Origin of the sequence: Kitasatospora terrestris, from assembly GCF_039542905.1 — a bacterium.
GTDB classification, from domain to species: domain Bacteria; phylum Actinomycetota; class Actinomycetes; order Streptomycetales; family Streptomycetaceae; genus Kitasatospora; species Kitasatospora terrestris.
Window position 1 is genome coordinate 6,809,237 of sequence record NZ_BAABIS010000001.1, and the last position, 20,705, is coordinate 6,829,941.

General features: G+C 73.2%; 20 protein-coding genes. 17 read left to right on the forward strand and 3 right to left on the reverse strand.

Annotated features, from left to right (window positions below):
* Window positions 1-55 precede the first annotated feature (55 nt).
* The gene (locus ABEB06_RS31260; RefSeq protein ID WP_345700261.1) at window positions 56-517 is read right to left on the reverse strand and encodes a LysR substrate-binding domain-containing protein; all 462 of its coding nucleotides are present in this window, start codon (window positions 515-517) and stop codon (window positions 56-58) included.
* Between the two features lie 165 nt (window positions 518-682).
* On the opposite strand from ABEB06_RS31260, the gene ppk2 reads away from it, so the two are divergent.
* Both ppk2 and ABEB06_RS31270 read left to right on the forward strand, forming a co-directional pair.
* Window positions 683-1,468: a polyphosphate kinase 2 gene (ppk2, locus tag ABEB06_RS31265; protein ID WP_425559815.1), complete on the forward strand. Its 786-nt coding sequence runs from the start codon at window positions 683-685 to the stop codon at window positions 1,466-1,468.
* A gap of 53 nt (window positions 1,469-1,521) precedes the next feature.
* On the forward strand, window positions 1,522-2,127 hold the full coding sequence (locus ABEB06_RS31270) for an antibiotic biosynthesis monooxygenase (RefSeq protein ID WP_345700262.1): 606 nt from the start codon (window positions 1,522-1,524) through the stop codon (window positions 2,125-2,127).
* A gap of 27 nt (window positions 2,128-2,154) precedes the next feature.
* Here ABEB06_RS31270 and ABEB06_RS31275 read toward each other — a convergent pair whose 3' ends face one another.
* Window positions 2,155-2,655 (reverse strand): VOC family protein, encoded by a 501-nt coding sequence (locus ABEB06_RS31275; protein ID WP_345700263.1) that lies wholly within the window; start codon window positions 2,653-2,655, stop codon window positions 2,155-2,157.
* Between the two features lie 73 nt (window positions 2,656-2,728).
* Between ABEB06_RS31275 and ABEB06_RS31280 the strand changes: the two genes are divergently transcribed.
* Both ABEB06_RS31280 and rpsD read left to right on the forward strand, forming a co-directional pair.
* The gene (locus ABEB06_RS31280; protein ID WP_345700264.1) at window positions 2,729-4,078 is read left to right on the forward strand and encodes a replication-associated recombination protein A; all 1,350 of its coding nucleotides are present in this window, start codon (window positions 2,729-2,731) and stop codon (window positions 4,076-4,078) included.
* Between the two features lie 312 nt (window positions 4,079-4,390).
* Window positions 4,391-5,005: a 30S ribosomal protein S4 gene (rpsD, locus tag ABEB06_RS31285; protein WP_035860039.1), complete on the forward strand. Its 615-nt coding sequence runs from the start codon at window positions 4,391-4,393 to the stop codon at window positions 5,003-5,005.
* 106 nt (window positions 5,006-5,111) lie between these two features.
* Here rpsD and ABEB06_RS31290 read toward each other — a convergent pair whose 3' ends face one another.
* Window positions 5,112-7,277: an ATP-binding protein gene (locus ABEB06_RS31290; RefSeq protein WP_345700265.1), complete on the reverse strand. Its 2,166-nt coding sequence runs from the start codon at window positions 7,275-7,277 to the stop codon at window positions 5,112-5,114.
* A 201-nt stretch (window positions 7,278-7,478) separates the two neighbouring features.
* Between ABEB06_RS31290 and ABEB06_RS31295 the strand changes: the two genes are divergently transcribed.
* The 13 genes from ABEB06_RS31295 to ABEB06_RS31355 all read left to right on the forward strand — a co-directional run bounded on the left by ABEB06_RS31295 (window position 7,479) and on the right by ABEB06_RS31355 (window position 20,692).
* Window positions 7,479-7,958 carry a DUF948 domain-containing protein gene (locus tag ABEB06_RS31295; RefSeq protein WP_345700266.1) on the forward strand — a complete coding sequence of 160 codons (480 nt, stop codon included), beginning with the start codon at window positions 7,479-7,481 and terminating at the stop codon, window positions 7,956-7,958.
* A gap of 5 nt (window positions 7,959-7,963) precedes the next feature.
* Window positions 7,964-8,383, forward strand: a complete 420-nt coding sequence (locus ABEB06_RS31300) for a DUF6167 family protein (RefSeq protein WP_345700267.1) — start codon at window positions 7,964-7,966, stop codon at window positions 8,381-8,383.
* Entirely contained in the window at window positions 8,383-11,052 is a 2,670-nt protein-coding gene (gene alaS, locus ABEB06_RS31305) for an alanine--tRNA ligase (protein ID WP_345700268.1), read from the forward strand. Before ABEB06_RS31300 ends, alaS begins: the two co-directional genes overlap by 1 nt.
* Complete coding sequence (gene ruvX, locus ABEB06_RS31310; RefSeq protein WP_345700269.1) at window positions 11,052-11,531, forward strand: Holliday junction resolvase RuvX; 480 nt, start codon at window positions 11,052-11,054, stop codon at window positions 11,529-11,531. Before alaS ends, ruvX begins: the two co-directional genes overlap by 1 nt.
* An 85-nt stretch (window positions 11,532-11,616) precedes the next feature.
* Window positions 11,617-12,792, forward strand: a complete 1,176-nt coding sequence (gene mltG, locus ABEB06_RS31315; protein WP_345700270.1) for an endolytic transglycosylase MltG — start codon at window positions 11,617-11,619, stop codon at window positions 12,790-12,792.
* A 108-nt stretch (window positions 12,793-12,900) separates the two neighbouring features.
* Window positions 12,901-14,589: an endolytic transglycosylase MltG gene (gene mltG, locus ABEB06_RS31320; protein WP_345700271.1), complete on the forward strand. Its 1,689-nt coding sequence runs from the start codon at window positions 12,901-12,903 to the stop codon at window positions 14,587-14,589.
* Window positions 14,580-15,368: an ABC transporter ATP-binding protein gene (locus ABEB06_RS31325; RefSeq protein WP_345700272.1), complete on the forward strand. Its 789-nt coding sequence runs from the start codon at window positions 14,580-14,582 to the stop codon at window positions 15,366-15,368. The genes mltG (ABEB06_RS31320) and ABEB06_RS31325 overlap by 10 nt, the downstream gene beginning before the upstream one ends.
* A 215-nt stretch (window positions 15,369-15,583) precedes the next feature.
* Complete coding sequence (locus ABEB06_RS31330; protein ID WP_345700273.1) at window positions 15,584-16,414, forward strand: shikimate dehydrogenase; 831 nt, start codon at window positions 15,584-15,586, stop codon at window positions 16,412-16,414.
* A 178-nt stretch (window positions 16,415-16,592) separates the two neighbouring features.
* Entirely contained in the window at window positions 16,593-17,777 is a 1,185-nt protein-coding gene (gene aroC / locus ABEB06_RS31335) for a chorismate synthase (protein ID WP_345700274.1), read from the forward strand.
* Window positions 17,774-18,289 (forward strand): shikimate kinase, encoded by a 516-nt coding sequence (locus ABEB06_RS31340; protein WP_345700275.1) that lies wholly within the window; start codon window positions 17,774-17,776, stop codon window positions 18,287-18,289. The genes aroC and ABEB06_RS31340 overlap by 4 nt, the downstream gene beginning before the upstream one ends.
* Entirely contained in the window at window positions 18,286-19,377 is a 1,092-nt protein-coding gene (gene aroB / locus ABEB06_RS31345; RefSeq protein ID WP_345700276.1) for a 3-dehydroquinate synthase, read from the forward strand. The genes ABEB06_RS31340 and aroB overlap by 4 nt, the downstream gene beginning before the upstream one ends.
* Window positions 19,374-19,817, forward strand: coding sequence for a type II 3-dehydroquinate dehydratase (gene aroQ, locus ABEB06_RS31350; RefSeq protein WP_345700277.1), 444 nt, complete (start codon window positions 19,374-19,376; stop codon window positions 19,815-19,817). The genes aroB and aroQ overlap by 4 nt, the downstream gene beginning before the upstream one ends.
* A 68-nt stretch (window positions 19,818-19,885) precedes the next feature.
* Window positions 19,886-20,692 carry an AAA family ATPase gene (locus ABEB06_RS31355; RefSeq protein WP_425559723.1) on the forward strand — a complete coding sequence of 269 codons (807 nt, stop codon included), beginning with the start codon at window positions 19,886-19,888 and terminating at the stop codon, window positions 20,690-20,692.
* Window positions 20,693-20,705 lie beyond the last annotated feature (13 nt).

Sequence of the window (20,705 nt, forward strand, 5' to 3'; positions counted from 1 at the left end):
TGCTGGACCTCGAAGTGCCCCTGGCAGCAGCGCGCGAACGCCGCCATCGCCGGGGTCAGCGGCCGGTCCAGCGGCCAGTACAGCCCACCCGGCTCGCGCTCAGCCCGCGCACCGGACGGTGGGCCACGTCCGGTCGGGCCGCCAGCCGGCTCATCGACTGCGGGGCGAACCCGATGCCCTGCCCGCACGCCACCGCCGCCAGCCACTCGTCCGCGTTGTGCGCCACCGCGCCGATCCGCACCGGGTGACCGCGCCGCTCCTCGACGCCCAGCCAGTAGTCCCGCCAGTGGCCCACCTCCTGGGGGATCGCCACGAACTCCTCGACGATGGCCCGGCCGACCAGGTTGATGGTGGCCCCCTCGAACCCGCCCCGCAGCACCCCGCCGGCCCGGTTCGCCGCCTCCCGGGTGGCACGCAGCGCCTCGTCCCAGCCGGCCAGCCGCGCGGCCGCGGCGGTCAGCTGTCCCTCCTCGCAGACCGCGGCGGAGTACCGCAGCAGCCGGGTGTCCATGTCCATGCCCCAAGGCTGGGGGGGGGGCTGCCGGTGCCGGCCCCGCACGCGTGTCCGGCCTGCGGCCGGGCCGCCCCGGACGTAGCCTGAGTGATCGTCAGCGGCTTGTCGATCGGAGGGTGGCGGGTGGCGGATCCGGGGAAGAAGCGGCGGTCGGCGAAGCCGGCGCGGCTGGCCAAGAAGCCGTACGAGCGCGAACTGCTCAGGCTGCAGTACGAGCTGGTGAAGCTCCAGGAGTGGGTCAGGGCCGAGGGCGTCCGGCTGGTGGTGGTCTTCGAGGGCCGGGACGCGGCCGGAAAGGGCGGCGCCATCAAGCGGGTGACGGAGTACCTGAACCCGCGCGTCGCCCGGATCGCCGCCCTCCCCGCCCCCACCGAGCGCCAGCGCGGCCAGTGGTACTTCCAGCGGTACGTCGAGCAGCTGCCCGCCCGCGGCGAGATCGTGCTGTTCGACCGCTCCTGGTACAACCGGGCCGGGGTGGAGAGGGTGATGGGCTTCTGCACGGACGAGGAGTACTGGCAGTTCCTGCACCAGTGCCCCACCTTCGAGCGGATGCTGGTCGAGGCCGGGATCCTGGTCCGCAAGTACTGGTTCTCGGTCAGCGACGTCGAGCAGGAGAAGCGTTTCCGCGACCGGCTGGGCGACCCGATGCGGCAGTGGAAGCTCTCCCCGATGGACGTCGAGTCGATCTCCCGCTGGGAGGACTACTCGCGGGCCAAGGACGAGATGTTCGTCTACACCGACATCCCCGAGGCGCCGTGGAACGTGGTGGAGAGCGACGACAAGCGGCGCTCCCGGATCAACATGATCGCCCACCTGCTCGCCTCGGTGCCGTACCGGGAGGTCGCCCGGCCCCGGGTGGAACTGCCGGCCCGGCCGCCGTCCAAGGGCTACCAGCGGCCCCCGCGCGACCAGCAGAAGTACGTCCCCGACCACGCGGCGACGCTCAGCGGTTGACCGGCGGGCCGGGGCGGGCGTGCGATGGAAGGTGGCAGGACGGAGGCCACATCATGTATGTCCGCACCATCTACCTGACCGGCGATCCGGCACGCGTCGACCGGACCGTCGAGCGGATCAAGGACGACGCCGTGGGCCTGCTGACCGAGCAGGACGGGTACCGGGGCGCCAGCATCTTCGTGGACCGGACGGTCGGCACGATCCTGCTCGGCTCCTGGTGGGAGACCCGGGAGGCCGAGCAGGCCAGCCTGACGGCCATGAAGGGCTGGCGGGAGGACGTCCTCGGCGCGTTCGGCGGCACGGCGACCGTCGACGTCTGGGAGGCGGCCGTCGCCCGGCGCGGCGACCCCGTCGAGGGCGGGGCCTTCCGGCTGGTGCGACTCGAGTTCGAACCGGGGAGCGGGGCGGACCGGCTGGCCGCCTCCTTCGAGGCGACCGCGGTGAAGGGGCTGGAGGCGCTCGACGGGTTCATCGGCGGGGCACTGCTGGTCGACCGCGACAAGGGCACCGGGAGCGTCGGCGTGATCTTCCGCGACCGGGCGGCGCTCGACGCCTCGCGCGGGCCGCAGGCGCTGCTCCGCGCGAAGGCCGCCGAGGCGGCGGGGGTGCGGGTGCGGAGCATCGAGGAGTTCGACGTGGCACTGCTGCACCGCCCGTAGGGCGTTACCGCCGGGGCTCCCGACCCCTCACGTCGCCGAGCCGGCCGCGGAGCCGGTGGCGAGGTCGGGGCCCCAGCGGTCGAGGGAGGCGGGGAGGTCGAGGGGGCCGGGGCGGAGGTCGCTGTCGGCCGGGGGCCAGTCCTCGCGGGGGACGCGCCACATGAGCTCGAACTCGTTGCCGTCGGGGTCCTTCGCGTAGAAGGACTTGGAGACCAGGTGGTCGCTGGAGCCGACCAGCGAGCCGCGTTCGGCGAGCTCCGCGCCGAGCTCGGCGAGTTCGGCGAGGGTGCCGACCTCCCAGGCGAGGTGGTAGAGGCCGACCCGGCCCTGCTCGGGGCCGGGGGCGGCGGCGCCGATGGCGAAGAGCCCGAGGTCGTGGTCGTTGAGGCTGCCGGGGGCGGAGAGGAACGCGGCCCGTCCCGGGATCAGGTGGTCGACCTGGAAGCGGAAGACGTCGCGGTAGAACTCCACCGACCGGTCGAGGTCGCGGATCCAGAGCACTGCGTGGTTGAGGCGGCGTACAGACATGCCCCCAGCGTACGCCGTTCAGGTTCAAATTCGAACTACCGGTGGTGTCGTCCCCCTCGCATAGGCTTCCCCCGTGGACGAACCCGACCTCTTCACTGCCGCCGCCGAGGAACGCCAGACCTCCGAGCCGGGCCGCGCCCCGCTCGCCGTGCGGATGCGCCCGCGCACGCTGGACGAGGTCGCGGGCCAGCGCCAGCTGCTCAAGGAGGGCTCGCCGCTGCGCCGCCTGGTGGCCGGATCCCGGGGGCCGGCGGCGACCAGTTCGGTGATCCTCTGGGGCCCGCCGGGGACGGGGAAGACGACGCTGGCGCACGTGATCAGCCAGGCGGTCGAGGGCCGTTTCGTGGAGCTGTCGGCGATCACCCACGGCGTGAAGGAGGTCCGCGCGGTCATCGAGGGCGCCCGCCGGGCGGTCGGGATGAGCGGCCGCGAGACGGTCCTGTTCCTGGACGAGATCCACCGCTTCTCCAAGGCCCAGCAGGACTCGCTGCTGCCCGCCGTGGAGAACCGCTGGGTGACCCTGATCGCGGCGACCACGGAGAACCCGTACTTCTCGGTGATCTCGCCGCTGCTCTCCCGCTCGCTGCTGCTGACCCTGGAGTCGCTGACCGACGAGGACATCCGCGCGCTGCTGCGCCGGGCGGTCACGGACGAGCGGGGGCTCGCGGGGAGCGTGCAGCTGACCCAGGAGGCGGAGGACCACCTGGTGCGGCTCGCGGGCGGCGACGCGCGCCGGGCGCTGACCACGCTGGAGGCGGCGGCGGGCGCGGCGCTGGAGAAGGGCGAGGCGGAGCTCACCCTGGCGACCACGGAGACGGCGGTCAACCAGGCGGCGGTCCGCTACGACAAGGACGGCGACCAGCACTACGACGTGGCGAGCGCGCTGATCAAGTCGATCCGCGGCAGCGACGTGGACGCCACGCTGCACTACCTGGCGCGGATGATCGAGGCGGGGGAGGACCCGCGGTTCATCGCCCGGCGCCTGATGATCTCGGCCAGCGAGGACGTCGGGCTGGCCGACCCGACCGCGCTGCAGACGGCGGTGGCGGCGGCCCAGGCGGTGGCGCTGATCGGCTTCCCGGAGGCGCGGATCATCCTGTCCCAGGCCGCGATCGCGCTGGCGCTGGCGCCGAAGTCCAACGCCGCGTACCTGGCGATCGACGCGGCCCTGGCGGACGTCCGGCAGGGCCTGGCCGGGGCGGTGCCGCCGCACCTGCGGGACGCGCACTACGGCGGCGCGGGCAAGCTGGGCCACGGCAAGGGGTACCAGTACCCGCACGACCTGCCGGAGGGCATCGCCGCGCAGCAGTACGCGCCGGACGCGGTGCACGGCAAGGAGTACTACCGGCCGACCCGGCGGGGCGGGGAGGCGCGGTACGCGGACATCGTGGAGTGGACCAGGGGGCGGCTCAGGGACGAGTGACCGCCCTGTAGACTGCGGGGAGTGTGTCCCGGGTCCGGGGTTCCGCGAGGAGCCACCGACCGCACCAGCGGGGCAGCGAATGGGGTCCCCCGCGAGGGGGTTCCCCGGGAGCGACGCGCACCGGTCTTCGGTGTCGCGGGCAGCCCACCACCTTCCCGGTCGGTGGGCCGCTCGTGTGCAAGCACATAGTGCCCGGTCGCGGAGAGCGGCTGACCATCCGGCGACGGACGGTTTTCTCCGGACCGCGAGAAGCGTCCTCCGTCAACACCTGGTGACAGCCGTATTCGCAAAACCGAAAGAGGTATTGGTTCCATGGCGAACCAGAAGCGCCCCAAGGTCAAGATCGCTCGCGCGCTTGGCGTCCCGCTGACCCCGAAGTCCGTCAAGTACTTCGAGGCCCGCCCGTACCCGCCCGGCCAGCACGGCCGTGGCCGCAAGCAGAACTCTGACTACAAGGTCCGTCTGACCGAGAAGCAGCGTCTGCGCGCGCAGTACGACCTCAGCGAGAAGCAGATGGCGCGTGCCTTCGAGGCCGCCAAGAAGGTCGAGGGCAAGACCGGTGAGGCGCTCGTCGCCCTGCTGGAGGTCCGCCTCGACGCCCTGGTCCTGCGTTCGGGCATCGCCCGCACCATCTACCAGGCCCGCCAGATGGTCGTGCACGGTCACATCGAGGTCAACGGCTCGAAGGTCAACAAGCCGTCGTTCCAGATGAAGCCGGGCTACGTCGTCACGGTGAAGGAAAAGTCCAAGGAGAAGGTCCCCTTCCAGGTGGCTCGCGAGGGCGGCAACGCCGGCGAGGGCCAGACCCCGAAGTACCTCGAGGTCAACCTGAAGGCCCTGGCCTTCCGTCTGGACCGCGCGCCGCAGCGCCGCGAGGTTCCGGTCGTCTGCGACGAGCAGCTCGTCGTCGAGTACTACTCGCGCTGACCCGCGAGCGGAAGCCCCCGTACGGTCCTCGGACCGGACGGGGGCTTTCCCGTTCCCCGGGCCTCAGCGGGCCGGGACGGGGCCCGGACGTCAGCGGGCCGGGACGTCAGCGGGCCGGAACGGGGAAGGGCCGGACGGGCGGGCGGGGGCCGGAGCGGCCCTCGCCGCCGGGCGGGCCGGACAGCTCGCCGCCGAGCGCCCGGCGGACCGCCGCGTCCAGGTCGAGGCCGCTGCCGAGCCGGAAGGCCTCGGTGAACTCCTGGTCGGTCAGCCCGGCGCGGGCCCGCTGCTCGCACTCGCGGTGCGGGCCGCCGAAGGTCCGCGAGCCGAAGAACGGCGTGCCGACCGCCTGCCAGAGCCGGTGCGCGGCACCCTGCAGCACCCGGGCCTCGACCAGGTCGGTGTCCGGCCCCTCGGTCTCCAGCAGGGCGAGCACGTCCATCGCGAGCACGATGCCCAGCAGGTCGCGGAAGAGGTGGTTGAGCCGCACGCACTCCCGGGCGAAGGCGCGGGCGAGCCGGACCTCCCCGGTGGCCCACTTGGAGTACGCCATGGCGTAGAGGCCGTAGGCGTACGCCCACTGCTCGCCGTGCTCCTCGCAGATCTCCCGGACCCGCTCGATCCAGGCGTCGCCGTTGTCGGTGTCACCGAGGAACAGGTACGCGACGCCCAGTTCGAACATCGCCATCAGCACGTTGCTGTTCAGCTCGCCGATGGTGTTGTAGTGCCACAGCGCCTCCTCGAACAGCTCGGCGGCGCGCTGCGGGTCGTCGCCGATCAGCGCCGCGCAGCCCTGCCGGTGCACCGCGTACGCCAGCGCCCGGTCGTCGCCGGTGACCAGCGCCTGGCGCCGGCACTCCTCCAGGGCCGGGCGGGCCCGGGTCAGGTCGCCCTGCAGGGTGGCCATGTAGCCGGTCACCCAGAGCGCCTTGGCCCGGGCCTCGGTGGGCTCGGGGGCGAGCGCCAGTGCCCGGTCCAGCCAGTGCCGGCCCTCGCCGAGGTGGCCGGAGCCGACCCAGTAGAACCAGAGCGTGCCGGCCAGCACCAGGGCGAGCTGCTCCTCGCCCGGTTCGGCCAGGCAGAACTCCAGCGCGGCGCGCAGGTTGGCGTGGGCGAGCCGGGTGCGCTCGGCGGTCTCGGCCTGGCGGGGACCGAACCACTCGACCTCGCCCCAGGTGGCGACGCCCAGGTACCAGTCGCGGTGCCGGCACAGCAGCCGGTGGTCCTCGCCGCCGGCCCGCAGCCACTGGCCGCCGTACTCGCGCAGGGTGTCGAGCATCCGGAACCGGACGCCGCCGGGGTCGCCGATCCGCAACAGGACCGACTTGTCGACCAGCGAGTCGAGCAGCTCCAGGACCTCGTCGGCCTCCAGGCCGTCACCGGCGCACACGTACTCGGCGGCGTCCAGGTCGAAGCCGCCCGCGAAGACGGAGAGGCGGGCCCAGAGTAAACGTTCCTGCATCGTGCAGAGCTCGTGACTCCACCCGATCGTGGTGCGCAGCGTGTGGTGGCGCGGGGGAGCGGAGCGCGAGCCCCCGGTGAGCACCCGGAAGCGGTCGTCCAGCCGGGCGGCGATCTGCTCCACCGACAGCGCGCGGAGCCGGCCGGCGGCCAGCTCGACGGCCAGCGGGATGCCGTCGAGACGGCGGCAGAGCAGCGCGACCTCGGCCCGGTTGGCCGCCGACAGCCGCCAGCCCGGCACCACCGCGGCGGCCCGGTCGGCGAACAGCGTCACCGCCTCGGCCTCCGCGCCGGGGAAGGCCGGCTCGGCGGGCAGCGGCGCCAGCGGCACCAGGTGCTCGCCGTCCACCCGCAGCGACTGGCGGCTGGTGGCCAGCACCGACAGGCCCGGCACCGCCCGCAGCAGCTCGTCCACCAGCTCGGCGCAGGCGTCGACCAGGTGCTCGCAGCCGTCCAGCACCAGCAGCAGTCGGCGGTCGGCGAGTTGCTCGACCAGCACGTCCTGCGGCGGGCGGGCGGTGTGGTCGGTGAGCCGCAGCGCCTCCAGCACCGCGTGGCCGAGCAGCAGCGGGTCCTGCACCGGGCCGACCTCGGCGAGGTGGGCGCCGTCCGGATGGTCCGCGGCCGCCGCCGCGGCCGCGCGCAGCGCCAGCCGGGTCTTGCCGACCCCGCCGGGGCCGGTCACGGTGACCAGCCGTGACACCTTCAACAACTCCGCCACCGAACGGAGTTCGGCCTCCCGGCCGATGAAGCTGGTGAGCTCGGCGGGCAGCCTGCCGTGCCGCTGCACCGGTGCCGATCCGCTGGACAACCTGACGCCCCCGTCTCTGGGAACCCGAAACGTGTCGCCCGCGATCCGCGGGCCATCGGGCCCAACGAGGTGACCGCTCGGTAGGTTACGCAGGGTGTTCGCACACAGGGCCGAGCCGTCGGCGGCAATGTCCCACCTGGGGCGGGGGCCGCATCCGCTAGGGTTCTGTTTCGAGGAACGAACAGCGAGGGAGCGCGCAAGGTGTCCGTGGGAGAGCTGGCCGGTCTGCTGGTCGCCGTCTTCTGGGCGGTACTGGTGACCCTGCTCGCCGTGGTGCTGGTGCGGCTCTCCAAGGTGCTGCGGGAGGCCACCGTCCTGGTCTCCGCCGTCACCGAGCAGGCCGTGCCGCTGCTCGCCGACGCCTCCGCCGCCGTGCGCAGCGCCAACGAGCAGCTGGAGCGGGTGGACGAGATCACCGCCAACGTGCAGGACGCCGCCGCCAACGCCAACGCGCTCTCCTCCACCGTCGCCGCCACCCTGGGCGGGCCGCTGGTCAAGATGGCCGCGTTCAGCTACGGCGTCCGCAAGGCCGTCAGCAAGCAGCAGGCCGCGGTGACGGTCCCCCAGCAGAGCGCCGAGCGCGACGCGCTGGCCAGGATGATCCGCGCCGAGGTCAGGGCCGCCACCGCGCCGCGCGGCACCGGCCTGCTCTCCCGGGTGCGCCGCGCGGTGAGGGGCTGAACGCAGTGGTACGACGCATCTTCTGGATGGCGGTCGGCGCGGGCGCGACCGTCTGGGCCATGAACAAGGCCAACGAGGCCGTCCACCGGCTCACCCCCGACAGCCTGTCCGGCACCGCGGCGCGCGGCGCGCTGCACCTCGGCGACGCCGCCAAGCGCTTCGCGGCCGACGTCCGCGCCGGCATGGCCGAGCGCGAGGCCGAGCTGCGCGCCGACCTCGGCCTGGACGGCACCGCCGTGGTCGAGCCGCCGCGCGCCCGCCGGGCCCTGCGTGGGGAACCCACCTACCGAGCTATCTCGGCGGCCCCCGGCTCCCCGGGCGTCGCCCTCCCCCAGACGCGCAAGACCCCCCCAGCCATTGATGCGACGTCCGCACAGCGCCAGGCGCTGCCGGGCGGCGCGAACAACCGGAAGGACCACCTCTGATGGAGTCGGCAGAGATCCGCCGCCGCTGGCTGCGCTTCTTCGAGGAGCGCGGCCACACCGTCGTACCGTCGGCCTCGCTGGTCGCCGACGACCCGACCCTCCTGCTGGTCAACGCGGGCATGGTGCCCTTCAAGCCCTACTTCCTCGGCGAGATCAAGCCGCAGTTCCAGCGCGCCACTAGCGTGCAGAAGTGCGTGCGGACCCTCGACATCGAGGAGGTCGGCAAGACCACCCGGCACGGCTCGTTCTTCCAGATGTGCGGCAACTTCTCCTTCGGCGACTACTTCAAGGAAGGAGCCATCAAGTTCGCGTGGGAGCTGCTCACCACGCCCGTCGCGGACGGTGGCTACGGCCTGGAGAAGGAGAAGCTCTGGATCACCGTCTACAAGGACGACGACGAGGCCGAGCAGATCTGGCGCGACGTCATCGGCGTGCCGTCCGAGCGCATCCAGCGCCTCGGCATGAAGGACAACTTCTGGTCGATGGGCGTCCCCGGCCCGTGCGGCCCGTGCTCGGAGATCAACTACGACCGCGGCCCCGCGTACGGCGAGGAGGGCGGCCCGGCCGTCAACGGCGAGCGCTACCTGGAGATCTGGAACCTGGTCTTCATGCAGTACGAGCGCGGCCACGGCGACGGCAAGGACGGCTTCGAGATCCTCGGCGACCTGCCGAGCAAGAACATCGACACCGGCCTCGGCCTGGAGCGCCTCGCCGCCATCCTGCAGGGCGTCGACAACCTCTTCGAGATCGACACCAGCCGGATGATCCTCGACCGCGCCGCCGAGCTCACCGGCCACACCTACGGCGCCGACCACAAGTCGGACGTCTCGCTGCGCGTGGTCACCGACCACTTCCGCACCGCGCTGATGCTGGTCGGCGACGGCGTCACCCCCGGCAACGAGGGCCGCGGCTACGTGCTGCGCCGCATCCTGCGCCGCGCGATCCGCAACATGCGCCTGCTGGGCGCCACCGAGCCGGTCGCCAAGGAGCTCATCGACATCTCCATCAAGGCGATGGCTCCGCAGTACCCGGAGCTGGAGGCCGACCGCAAGCGCATCGAGACGGTCGTGGTCGCGGAGGAGAACGCCTTCCTGCAGACCCTGAAGTCCGGCACCAGCCTGCTGGACGCCGCGGTCACCGAGACCAAGCAGTCCGGCGGCGCGGTGCTCTCCGGCGACCAGGCGTTCAAGCTGCACGACACCTACGGCTTCCCGATCGACCTGACCCTGGAGATGGCCGAGGAGCAGGGCCTGCAGGTCGACGAGGCCGGCTTCCGCCGCCTGATGCAGGAGCAGCGGGACCGCGCCAAGGCGGACGCCAAGGCGAAGAAGATGGGCCACGCCGACGTCGCCGCGTACCGCGAGGTCGCCGACAAGTCCGGCGCGTCGGTCTTCACCGGCTACACCGCCACCGAGGGCGAGGCCACGGTGGTCGGCCTGCTGGTGAACGGCGTCCCGGCGCCGGCCGCCACCGAGGGCGACGAGGTCGAGATCATCCTCGACCGCACCCCGTTCTACGCCGAGGGCGGCGGCCAGCTCGCCGACCACGGCCGGATCCGGCTGGACTCCGGCGCGGTCGTCGAGGTCCGCGACGTCCAGCAGCCGGTCCCGGGTGTCACCGTGCACTCCGGCGGCGTGCTGTTCGGCGAGGTCGTGCTGGGGGCGTCCGCGTACGCCACCATCGACGTCGACCGCCGCCGCGCGGTCTCCCGCGCCCACTCGGCCACCCACCTGACCCACCAGGCGCTGCGCGACGCGCTCGGCCCGACGGCCGCCCAGGCCGGCTCCGAGAACGCGCCGGGCCGCTTCCGCTTCGACTTCGGCTCGCCGACCGCCGTCCCCGGCTCGGTGCTGGTCGACGTCGAGCAGAAGATCAACGAGGTGCTGGTCCGCGAGCTGGACGTCACCGCCGAGGTGATGACCATGGACGAGGCCCGCAAGCAGGGCGCGATCGCCATGTTCGGCGAGAAGTACGGCGACGCGGTCCGCGTGGTGACCATCGGCGACTTCTCCAAGGAGCTGTGCGGTGGCACCCACGTCGGCAACACCGCCCAGCTGGGCCTGGTGAAGCTGCTCGGCGAGTCGTCGATCGGCTCCGGCGTGCGCCGCGTCGAGGCGCTGGTCGGCGTCGACGCGTACAAGTTCCTGGCCCGTGAGCACACCGTGGTCTCGCAGCTCACCGAGCTGGTCAAGGGCCGCCCGGAGGAGCTGCCGGAGAAGATCGCCGGCATGCTCACCAAGCTCAAGGACGCCGAGAAGGAGATCGAGCGCTTCCGCGCCGAGAAGGTCCTCGCGGCGGCCGCCGGCCTGGCCGAGGGCGCCGAGGACGTCCGGGGCGTGGCCCTGGTCGCCGCCCGGGTCGCCGACGGTGTGGGCGCGGACGAACTGCGCAAGCTGGTGCTGGACGTGCGCGGCCGACTGGGCTCCCGCCCGGCCGTGGTCGCCGCGTTCACCGTGGCGAACGACCGCCCGCTGACCGTGATCGCCACCAACGAGGACGCCCGCGGCCGCGGTGTGAAGGCCGGCGAGCTGGTCCGCGTGGCGGCGAAGACCCTCGGTGGCGGCGGTGGCGGCAAGGACGACGTCGCCCAGGGCGGTGGCACCGACCCGGGTGCGGTCGCCGAGGCGATCGAGGCCGTGCGCGCCCTGGTCGCGGAGCGTGCCGGCTGATGGAGCCCGAGGAGAAGGTCTTCCGGCGGGGGCGGCGGATCGCCGTCGACGTGGGGGACGCCCGGATCGGGGTCGCGTCCTGCGACCCCGACGGGCTGATCGCCACGCCGGTGGAGACCGTGCCCGCCGGGGGCCGCTCCCAGGCCCGGATCCAGGCGATCGTCGAGGAGTACGACGCGATCGAGGTGATCGTGGGCCTTCCCCGCTCGCTGAGCGGCAAGGAGGGCCCGGCCGCGGCCAAGGTCCGGGAGTACGCCGGGCGGCTGGCCGGCCGGCTCTACCCGGTCGGCGTCCGGCTGGTCGACGAGCGGATGACCACGGTGACGGCGGCGCAGGGCCTGCGGGCCTCCGGCCGCTCGTCGAAGAAGGGCCGTTCGGTGATCGACCAGGCGGCCGCCGTGGTGATCCTGCAGAACGCGCTTGAGACCGAACGGGTGAGCGGACGCGCACCCGGTGAGAGTGTCGAGCCGGTCATCTGATCGACCTGGCATACCTTCCTCTCGGGGGCCCGTGCGGACGCGTCCGCACGGGCCCCCGACGGTTATCCCCGTTGGAAGGGCTGCCTTGACCGACCCGTACGCCGCACCCGGACTCACCCCCGGCCACCTGGGCGCCCCCGCGCCCGAACCGGAGGGGATGCCACCCGGGCAGCCGTACGGAGTCGAACCGCCCGACCCGCGGCGGCTGCGCACCGGCGCCGCCTGCTGCCTGGCCTTCGCCGGCCTGTTCGCGGTGCTCGGCGCCGCCGCCCTCGTCGTGCTGTTCCTCTGGCCCGAGGGCAGGCCCCCGGCCGCCGACTTCCCCGGCAACGGCAGCGGCCAGGCCCAGGTCTCGGTCGCCCGCGGCGCCAGCCTCACCCAGATCGGCCAGGCCCTGGTCGACGGCGGCGTGGTCGCCTCCACCCGGGCCTTCACCGAGGCGGCCGCCAAGAGCCCGGCCGGCGACCGGATCCAGCCCGGCACCTACACCCTCAAGCAGAAGATGTCCGCCGCCTCGGCGCTCAACGTGCTGCTCGACCCGGCCAACGCCAACGCCCTGACCATCCCCGAGGGCTGGCGCGCCGACCGGATCTACGCCGCCGTCGACGAGCGGCTGAAGGCCCGGCCCGGCACCACCAAGGCCGTTGCCGAGCAGCAGCTCGACCGGCTCGGCCTGCCGGCGGCCGCCGGCGGCCACGTCGAGGGCTACCTCTTCCCGGCGACGTACCCGGTCACCGGCGACACCACCCCGCTCGGCCTGCTCCAGCAGATGGTCAAGGAGGCCGTCACCCGCTACGGCCAGGTCGAGGCCGCCGCCAAGAACAACGGCACCACCCCGGAAGGCCTCGTCACCGTCGCCAGCCTCGCCCAGGCCGAGGCCGACAACCCCGAGGACATGGCCCGGGTCGCCCGGGTGATCTACAACCGGCTGCGCCGCAACATGCCGCTGCAGCTCGACTCGACCATCAACTACGCGCTCGGCCGCTCCACCCTCACCACGACGGAGGCCGACACCAAGCTCGACTCGCCGTTCAACACCTACCTGCACGCCGGGCTGCCGCCCACCCCGATCGGCAACCCGGGGCGGGACGCGCTGCGCGCGGCCCTGGACCCGGCGGAGGGCGACTGGCTCTACTTCGTCACGGTGAAACCCGGGGACACCCGTTTCACCGACAGCACCGACCAGCACGCGAAGAACGTCGCAGAGTTCAACGCCTACCAGGCGCAGCAGAGTTCCTCACCCCCCGCAGCGGGGCGCTGACCCCGAGTGCGCTGGGCTTTTTGCCCTTCTGCGGTACGGTAACGTCTCCCACCGAGTGCTGCGGTAGCACGCCGGTTCGACAGGTGCCGGAACGCTGTAAGGGGTTCGATGACTGATCAGAGCGGGCGCTTCGCGGCCCAGGGCGACCAGCCGTGGTACCCCCAGCAGCAGCAACAGCAGGGCTACCCGCAGCAGCCGCAGCAGGCCCAGCAGTACGGCGACCCGTACGGTCAGCAGCAGCCGCAGTACGGGCAGCAGGGCTACCCGCAGCAGCAGTACCCGCAGTACGGCGACCCGTACGGACAGCAGCAGATGCCGCAGCAGCCGCAGTACGGCCAGCAGGGCTACCCGCAGCAGCAGCAGCCGATGCCGCAGCAGCCGTACCAGCAGCAGGGCGTGCCCCAGCCGCAGTACGGCCAGCAGCAACCGGTGCAGCAGCAAGCCCAGCAGCCGGTGCAGCAGCGGCCGCAGCCGCCGCAGCAGCAGGTCCGGCAGCCGGCGCCGCCGTCCGGGCCGGGCCCGGACGGGATCGACTGGGAGGCCGAGGCCGCCGCGCTGGACGCCCCCGCGCCCGCGCACGAGGCGGAGCCCGAGCCGGAGGACTGGGAGGACGAGGCCGAGCAGGCCCCCGAGGACGACTCCTTCTTCGGCGGCGAGCAGGACAACTCGCGCGAGGCCGAGCGCAAGCGCAAGGAGAAGGGCAAGAAGTCCGGGCGGCGCAACCGCGGTGCCTGCCTGGTCGTCGCCCTGGTGCTGATGGGCGGCGTCGCGGGCGCCGGCTGGTGGGGCTACGGCTTCTACCAGGACCACTTCGGCCCGCCGCCGGACTTCGCGGGCGCCGGCAGCGGCTCGGTCAACGTCGAGATCAAGGGCGGCAGCACCGGTACCCAGATGGGTCTCACGCTGAAGAACGCCGGTGTGGTCAAGAGCGTCGAGGCGTTCACCGCCGCGTTCGGCAAGAACCCGAAGGCCGGCACCATCCAGCCGGGCATCTACACGATGCAGCACCAGATGTCCGGCACGGACGCCGTGCAGCGGCTGGTGGAGTCCAACGGCGGCAACGTGCTGATCATCTCGGAGGGCCGCAAGGCCGCCGACATCTACGCCACCATCGACACCAAGCTGAAGCTGGCCAAGGGCACCACCGCCACCGTCGCCAAGGACCAGGTCGCCTCGCTCGGCCTGCCCGCGTACGCCAACGGCAACCCGGAGGGCTTCCTGTGGCCCACCCGGTACTCGATCACCGAGGGCATGAAGCCAGAGGAGCTGCTGAAGCAGATGGTGGCCAACGCCACCCAGCACTACTCGGAGCTCAAACTCGACGAGGGCGCCCAGAAGATCGGCCTGAAGAGCGGCTACGAGGTCATCATCGAGGCCAGCATCCTCCAGGCCGAGGGCAACAACTCGGCCGACTTCGGCAAGATGGCCCGGGCGATGTCCAACCGCCTCAACACCAACGCCGGTCCGCCCAGCGGGACGTGGGGCCGGCTCGAGCTGGACACGACCCTGCAGTACGAGCTGGGGCGCACCACCTTCACGGCGGCGGAGCACGACAAGGACACCCCGTACAACACGTACAAGCGGAAGGGCCTGCCGCCGACCCCGATCGCCAACCCCGGCGACGACGCGATCAAGGCCGTCCTGAACCCGACACCGGGCAACTGGATCTACTGGATCGCGATGAACCCGCAGGAGACCCGCTTCGCCGGCACCTGGGACGAGCACCTGAAGAACGTCCAGGAGTGGTGCACCGGCCAGGGCAAGGGCTTCGACCAGAAGGCCGGTCAGTGCAAGTAGTGCGGCTGCTCGAAGCGGACGGGGTCGACGTGGTCCGCGACGGCAGGTACCTGCTGCGCGGGATCACGTTCAGCGTCGAGGCGGGGCAGCACTGGGCGGTGCTCGGCGCCAACGGCGCGGGCAAGAGCACGCTGCTCGGGCTGCTCGGCGCCGTCAACCACCCCACCCGGGGCACGGTGAAGGTGCTCGGGCGGCAGCTCGGCCGGGTCGACATCCGGGACCTGCGCGCACACCTGGGCCACGTCGACCCGCGGCACCCGCTGCGCTCGCCGCTCAGCGCGCGGCAGGTGGTGCTCACCGGCGCCACCGGCACGATCGAGCCCGACCCGTTCCGCAAGCCGTCGGCCGAGCAGCTGGCGCACGCGGAGGAGCTGATCGACACCCTCGGCGTCGCCCACCGGGCCGAGGCGGCCTGGCCCACCCTGTCGCAGGGGGAGCGCGGACGGGTGCTGATCGCGCGGGCGCTGATGCCCCTGCCGCGGCTGCTGCTGCTCGACGAGCCCGCGACCGGGCTCGACCTCACCGCCCGCGAGCAACTGCTCGGGGCGCTGGACGACCTGCGGGGCCGCTACCCGGAGCTGGCGAGCGTGCTGGTCACCCACCACCTGGAGGAGCTGCCGGCCTCCACCACGCACGCGCTGCTGCTGCGCGACGGCGAGGCGGTGGCCTGCGGGACGGCCGACGAGGTGCTGCGCAGCGGCCCGGTGAGCGACGCCTTCCGGCACCCGATCCTGATCACCCGCGAGGACGGCCGCTGGTCGGCGCGGACGCGGCGCTGACCTTCCGCGGCGCTGACCTTCCGCGGCGCTGACCTTCCGCGGCGCTGACCGCCCGCGCGGCGCCGACCCTCCGCGCGGCGCTGACCGCCCGTCGGACGGGTCCCGGTCCGTCCGCGGCCGCCCGGTAGGCTCCCTTCCGATTCGCGCCCAGCGGCGGAGCCGCACGTCGGGCAGTGCTACGCGCCCTGTCGGGCGCCCCAGGAGAGGTGCCACCTGTGACCACCGTCCACCGGGCCGCCGTGCTCGGCTCGCCGATCGCCCACTCGCTGTCGCCGACGCTGCACCGGGCCGGGTACGCCGCCCTCGGACTGGGCGAGTGGCGCTACGACCGGTTCGAGGTGGACGAGGCCGGCCTGCCGGCGTTCGTCGCGGGTCTGGACCGCGCCGAGTGGGCGGGCCTGTCGCTGACCATGCCGCTGAAGCGGGCGATCCTCCCGCTGCTGGACGCGGTGACCGACACCGCCCGCTCCGTCGATGCGGTCAACACCGTGGTGTTCACCCCGGAGGGTGGCCTGCGCGGTGACAACACCGACGTCCCGGGCCTGGTGAACGCGCTGCGCGAGCGCGGCGTCGAGCGGGTCGCCGAGGCTGCGGTGCTGGGCGCCGGCGCGACCGCGTCGTCCGCGCTGGCGGCGCTCGCGGTGGTGTGCGAGGGCCCGGTGACGGTGTACGTGCGCAGCGCCGAGCGGGCGGCGGAGATGCGCGGGCTGGGCGAGCGCCTGGGGCTGGAGCTGAGGGTGGCGGCCTGGGAGCGCGGCGCCGAGGCGCTGGCGGGTCCGCTGACCGTCTCGACCACGCCGGTCGGCGCCACCGACGGCTTCGCCGCGGAGCTGCCGGCGGCGCCGGGTGCGCTGTTCGACGTGCTGTACCACCCGTGGCCGACCGCGCTGGCGGCGGCGGTGGCGCGGGCGGGCGCGCCGGTGCTGGGCGGGCTGGACCTGCTGGTGCACCAGGCGGTGCTGCAGTTCGAGCAGTTCACCGGGGTCGCCGCCGGGCCGCTGGCGGCGATGCGGGCGGCCGGCGAGGCGGCGCTGGCGGCGGAGTGACCGCCAGGCCGTCCGCGGGCCGTCCCACCTGACAGACTGCCGCCGTTTTCACGGACGGTTGCTGTCCGCAACGCGGACCGTGCCGCCTCTCGCGGGTCGGACGTGAAAGGATCGGAGCAGTTGAGACGCTCGGCCCGGCCCGCCTGCGCGGGACCGGACCGCTGACGAAGGAGCTCCGTTGGGTAGGTTGCGCTGGCTGACGGCGGGGGAGTCGCACGGCCCCGCTCTGGTCGCGACGCTGGAGGGCCTGCCGGCCGGTGTGCCGGTCACCACCGAGATGGTGGCCGACGCGCTGGCCCGCCGCCGGCTCGGCTACGGCCGCGGAGCGCGGATGAAGTTCGAGCAGGACGAGGTGACCTTCCTCGGCGGTGTCCGCCACGGTCTGTCCATGGGCTCGCCGGTGGCGATCATGGTCGGCAACACCGAGTGGCCGAAGTGGGAGCAGGTCATGTCGGCCGACCCCATCGACCCCGAGGTGCTGGCCGGCCTGGCCCGCAACGAGCCGCTGACCCGGCCGCGGCCGGGCCACGCGGACCTCGCGGGCATGCAGAAGTACTCGATCGACGAGGCCCGCCCGATCCTGGAGCGCGCCAGCGCCCGCGAGACCGCGGCCCGGGTCGCGCTCGGCGTGGTCGCCCGCTCGTACCTCAAGGAGACCTGCGGGATCGAGATCGTCAGCCACGTGGTCGAGCTGGCCGCCGCCAAGGCCCCGGCCGGCGTGCTGCCGCTGCCCGCGGACGAGGCCCGCCTCGACGAGGACCCGGTGCGCTGCCTGGACGCGGACGCGTCGAAGCGGATGGTCGCCGAGATCGACCAGGCGCACAAGGACGGCGACACCCTCGGCGGTGTGGTCGAGGTGCTGGCGTACGGCGTGCCGGTGGGCCTCGGCTCGCACGTGCACTGGGACCGCCGGCTGGACGCGCGGCTCGCGGCCGCGCTGATGGGCATCCAGGCGATCAAGGGCGTCGAGGTCGGCGACGGCTTCGACCTGGCCCGGGTGCCGGGCTCGCAGGCGCACGACGAGATCGTCCCGAGCCCGGAGGGCGTCAAGCGCACCTCGGGCCGTTCGGGCGGCACCGAGGGCGGCCTGTCCACCGGCGAGCTGCTGCGGGTGCGCGCCGCGATGAAGCCGATCGCGACCGTCCCGCGTGCCCTGCGGACCATCGACACCCGCACCGGCGAGGAGGCCAAGGCGCACCACCAGCGCTCGGACGTCTGCGCCGTGCCGGCGGCCGGCATCGTCGCCGAGGCGATGGTCGCGCTGGTGCTGGCGGACGCGGTGGCGGAGAAGTTCGGCGGCGACAACGTCTCCGAGACCCGCCGCAACGTGCAGAGCTACCTCGACAACCTGATCGTCCGATGACGTCACCTCGCGTGGTGCTGGTCGGCCCGCCCGGCAGTGGCAAGTCCACCGTCGGGCGGGTCCTCGCCGAGCGCCTGGGCGTCGGCTTCCGGGACACCGACGCGGACATCGAGCAGCTGGCCGGGAAGCCGATCCCGGAGATCTTCGTCGACGAGGGCGAGCCGCACTTCCGCGAGCTGGAGGTGCGGGCCGTCCGCGACGCCGCCACCGGCCACGCCGGGGTGCTGGCGCTCGGCGGCGGCGCGGTGATGGCGGACGCCACCCGCGAACTGCTGCGCGAGCTGCCGGTGGTGTTCCTGGAGGTCGCGCTGGGCGACGCCGTGAAGCGGGTCGGCCTGGACGCGCCGCGCCCGCTGCTGGCGATCAACCCGCGGGCCCGCTGGCGCGAGCTGATGGAGGCCCGCCGCCCCCTCTACCTGGAGGTGGCGACCGCCGTGGTCGACACCGAGGGCCGCACCCCCGAGCAGGTCGCGGACGCCGTACTGGAAGCACTGGAGCTCAAGCAGTCATGACCACTGACATCGTCCGGATCCACGTCGGCGGCAGCGCCGGACACGACCCCTACGACGTGCTGATCGGGCACCAGCTGCTCGGTGAGCTGGCGCCGCTGATCGGCGCGAAGGCCAAGCGCGTCGCGGTCATCCACCCGGAGGCGCTGGCCGCCACCGGCGAGGCGATCCGCGAGGACCTGGCCGCCGAGGGCTACGAGGCGATCGCCCTGCAGGTGCCCAACGCCGAGGAGGCGAAGAGTGCCGAGGTGGCCGCGTACTGCTGGTCGGTGCTCGGCCAGACCGGGTTCACCCGCTCCGACGTGATCGTCGGTCTCGGCGGCGGCGCCACCACCGACCTGGCTGGCTTCGTCGCGGCCACCTGGCTGCGCGGGGTGCGCTGGATCTCCATGCCGACCACCCTGCTCGGCATGGTGGACGCGGCGGTCGGCGGCAAGACCGGCATCAACATCGCCGAGGGCAAGAACATGGTCGGCGCCTTCCACCCGCCCGCGGGCGTGCTGGCCGACCTGGGCACCCTGGAGTCGCTGGGCAAGCACGACTACGTCTCCGGCCTGGCCGAGGTGATCAAGGCCGGTTTCATCGCCGACCCGGTGATCCTCGACCTGATCGAGTCCGACCCGGAGGCCGCCACCACGTCGGCCGGCCCCCACACACCGGAGCTGATCCGGCGGGCCATCCAGGTCAAGGCGGACGTGGTCTCCGGCGACCTCAAGGAAGCCGGCAAGCGGGAGATCCTCAACTACGGGCACACCCTGGGCCACGCCATCGAGCGCAACGAGCGCTACAAGTGGCGGCACGGCGCGGCGATCTCCATCGGCATGGTGTTCGCCGCAGAGCTCGGCCGGCTGGCCGGCCGGCTGGACGACGAGACCGCCGACCGGCACAGGGCCGTGCTCGGCGCGGTGGGCCTGCCGCTCACCTACCGGGCGGACGCCTGGCCCAAGCTGCTGGACGCCATGAAGATCGACAAGAAGTCGCGCGGCGACCTGCTGCGCTTCGTCGTCCTGGACGGTCTGGCCAAGACCTCCATCCTGGAGGGCCCGGACCCGTCCCTGCTGGTCGCCGCGTACGCGGAGGTCTCCGGATGACCACCCGGGTGATGGTGCTCAACGGCCCCAACCTCGGCCGGCTCGGCAGCCGCGAGCCGGACGTCTACGGCGCCACCTCGTACGCCGGGCTGGTCGACCGCTGCACGAAGCTCGGCGCCGAGCTCGGCCTGGACGTCGAGGTGCACGAGACCAACTCCGAACTGCAGATGGTGCAGTGGCTGCACGAGGCGGCGGACGGGCGGGTCCCGGTGGTGATCAACCCCGGTGCGTTCACGCACTACTCGTACGCCATGCGGGACGCGGCCGCCCAGCGGACCGCACCGCTGATCGAGGTGCACATCTCCAACCCGTACGCGCGGGAGGCCTTCCGGCACACCTCGGTGATCGCCGCGGTGGCCTCCGGCACCATCGCCGGATTCGGCATCGGCTCGTACGAACTGGCCCTGCGCGCCCTCGCCGAACAGCTCGCCACGCGCTGACGGCAGGTCAACGACCCGGTGGTGGGCTGTGCCTGCCACCGGGTCGACGTGTAGATTCACGTCGGGAGGTGACCGTGTCGCAGCAGTTCGCAGCAGGAGGGGCGGTGCCGCCGCGGCCGCTCGCGCCGCCGTACCCGACCGGCGGGCAGCCCGTCATGGCGGGCGTGCCGCAGCCCGGGTACCAGCCGCAGCCGGTCCGCCGGGACCGGCCGACCGTGCCGCTCAAGGCCGTGCCCCCGGTGCCCGCCGGGGCGACCGGACATTTCACGCTTCCCGCCGGAGCGCCCGTGCAGCTGCCCGCGTACCCGCCACAGCAGCCCCTGCCGAGCCCGCCGGTCGCCGTGCTGCTGATCGGCCCCGCGGGCGCCGGCAAGACCACCGTGGCCCGCTACTGGGCGGAGCGCCGCCCGACGCCGACCGCGCACATCAGCCTGGACGACGTCCGCGAGTGGGTGCAGTCCGGCTTCGCCAACCCGCAGTCCGGCTGGAACACCGCCTCCGAGGCGCAGTACCGGCTGGCCCGCCGCACCTGCGGCTTCGCCTGCCGCAACTACCTCGCCAACGGCATCTCCTGCATCATCGACGACGCCGTCTTCCCCGACCGCCCGGCCATCGGCCTCGGCGGCTGGAAGCGGCACATCGGCCCCGGCATGCTGCCCGTCGTCCTGCTGCCCGGCCTCGACCGGGTGCTCGCCCGCAACGCCGAACGCAGCGGCAACCGGCGGCTCAGCGACGAGGAGGTGGCCCGGATCCACGGCCGGATGGCCGGCTGGCGCACCTCGGGCCTGCCGATCATCGACAACTCGCAGCTCACCGTGGAGGAGACGGCCGCGGCGCTGGACCACGCGGTGATGTCCCGGCTGACCGGCCGCTGAGCCGCTGAGCCGC

Coding starts and splice junctions, on each gene's coding strand:
- ABEB06_RS31260 (WP_345700261.1), bottom strand. CDS start 517: ATGGACATGGACACCCGGCTGCTGCGGTACTCCGCCGCGGTCTGCGAG.
- ABEB06_RS31270 (WP_345700262.1), top strand. CDS start 1,522: ATGTATGTCCGCACCATCTACCTGACCGGCGATCCGGCACGCGTCGAC.
- ABEB06_RS31275 (WP_345700263.1), bottom strand. CDS start 2,655: ATGTCTGTACGCCGCCTCAACCACGCAGTGCTCTGGATCCGCGACCTC.
- rpsD (WP_035860039.1), top strand. CDS start 4,391: ATGGCGAACCAGAAGCGCCCCAAGGTCAAGATCGCTCGCGCGCTTGGC.
- alaS (WP_345700268.1), top strand. CDS start 8,383: ATGGAGTCGGCAGAGATCCGCCGCCGCTGGCTGCGCTTCTTCGAGGAG.
- ruvX (WP_345700269.1), top strand. CDS start 11,052: ATGGAGCCCGAGGAGAAGGTCTTCCGGCGGGGGCGGCGGATCGCCGTC.
- mltG (WP_345700271.1), top strand. CDS start 12,901: ATGACTGATCAGAGCGGGCGCTTCGCGGCCCAGGGCGACCAGCCGTGG.
- ABEB06_RS31340 (WP_345700275.1), top strand. CDS start 17,774: ATGACGTCACCTCGCGTGGTGCTGGTCGGCCCGCCCGGCAGTGGCAAG.
- aroB (WP_345700276.1), top strand. CDS start 18,286: ATGACCACTGACATCGTCCGGATCCACGTCGGCGGCAGCGCCGGACAC.
- aroQ (WP_345700277.1), top strand. CDS start 19,374: ATGACCACCCGGGTGATGGTGCTCAACGGCCCCAACCTCGGCCGGCTC.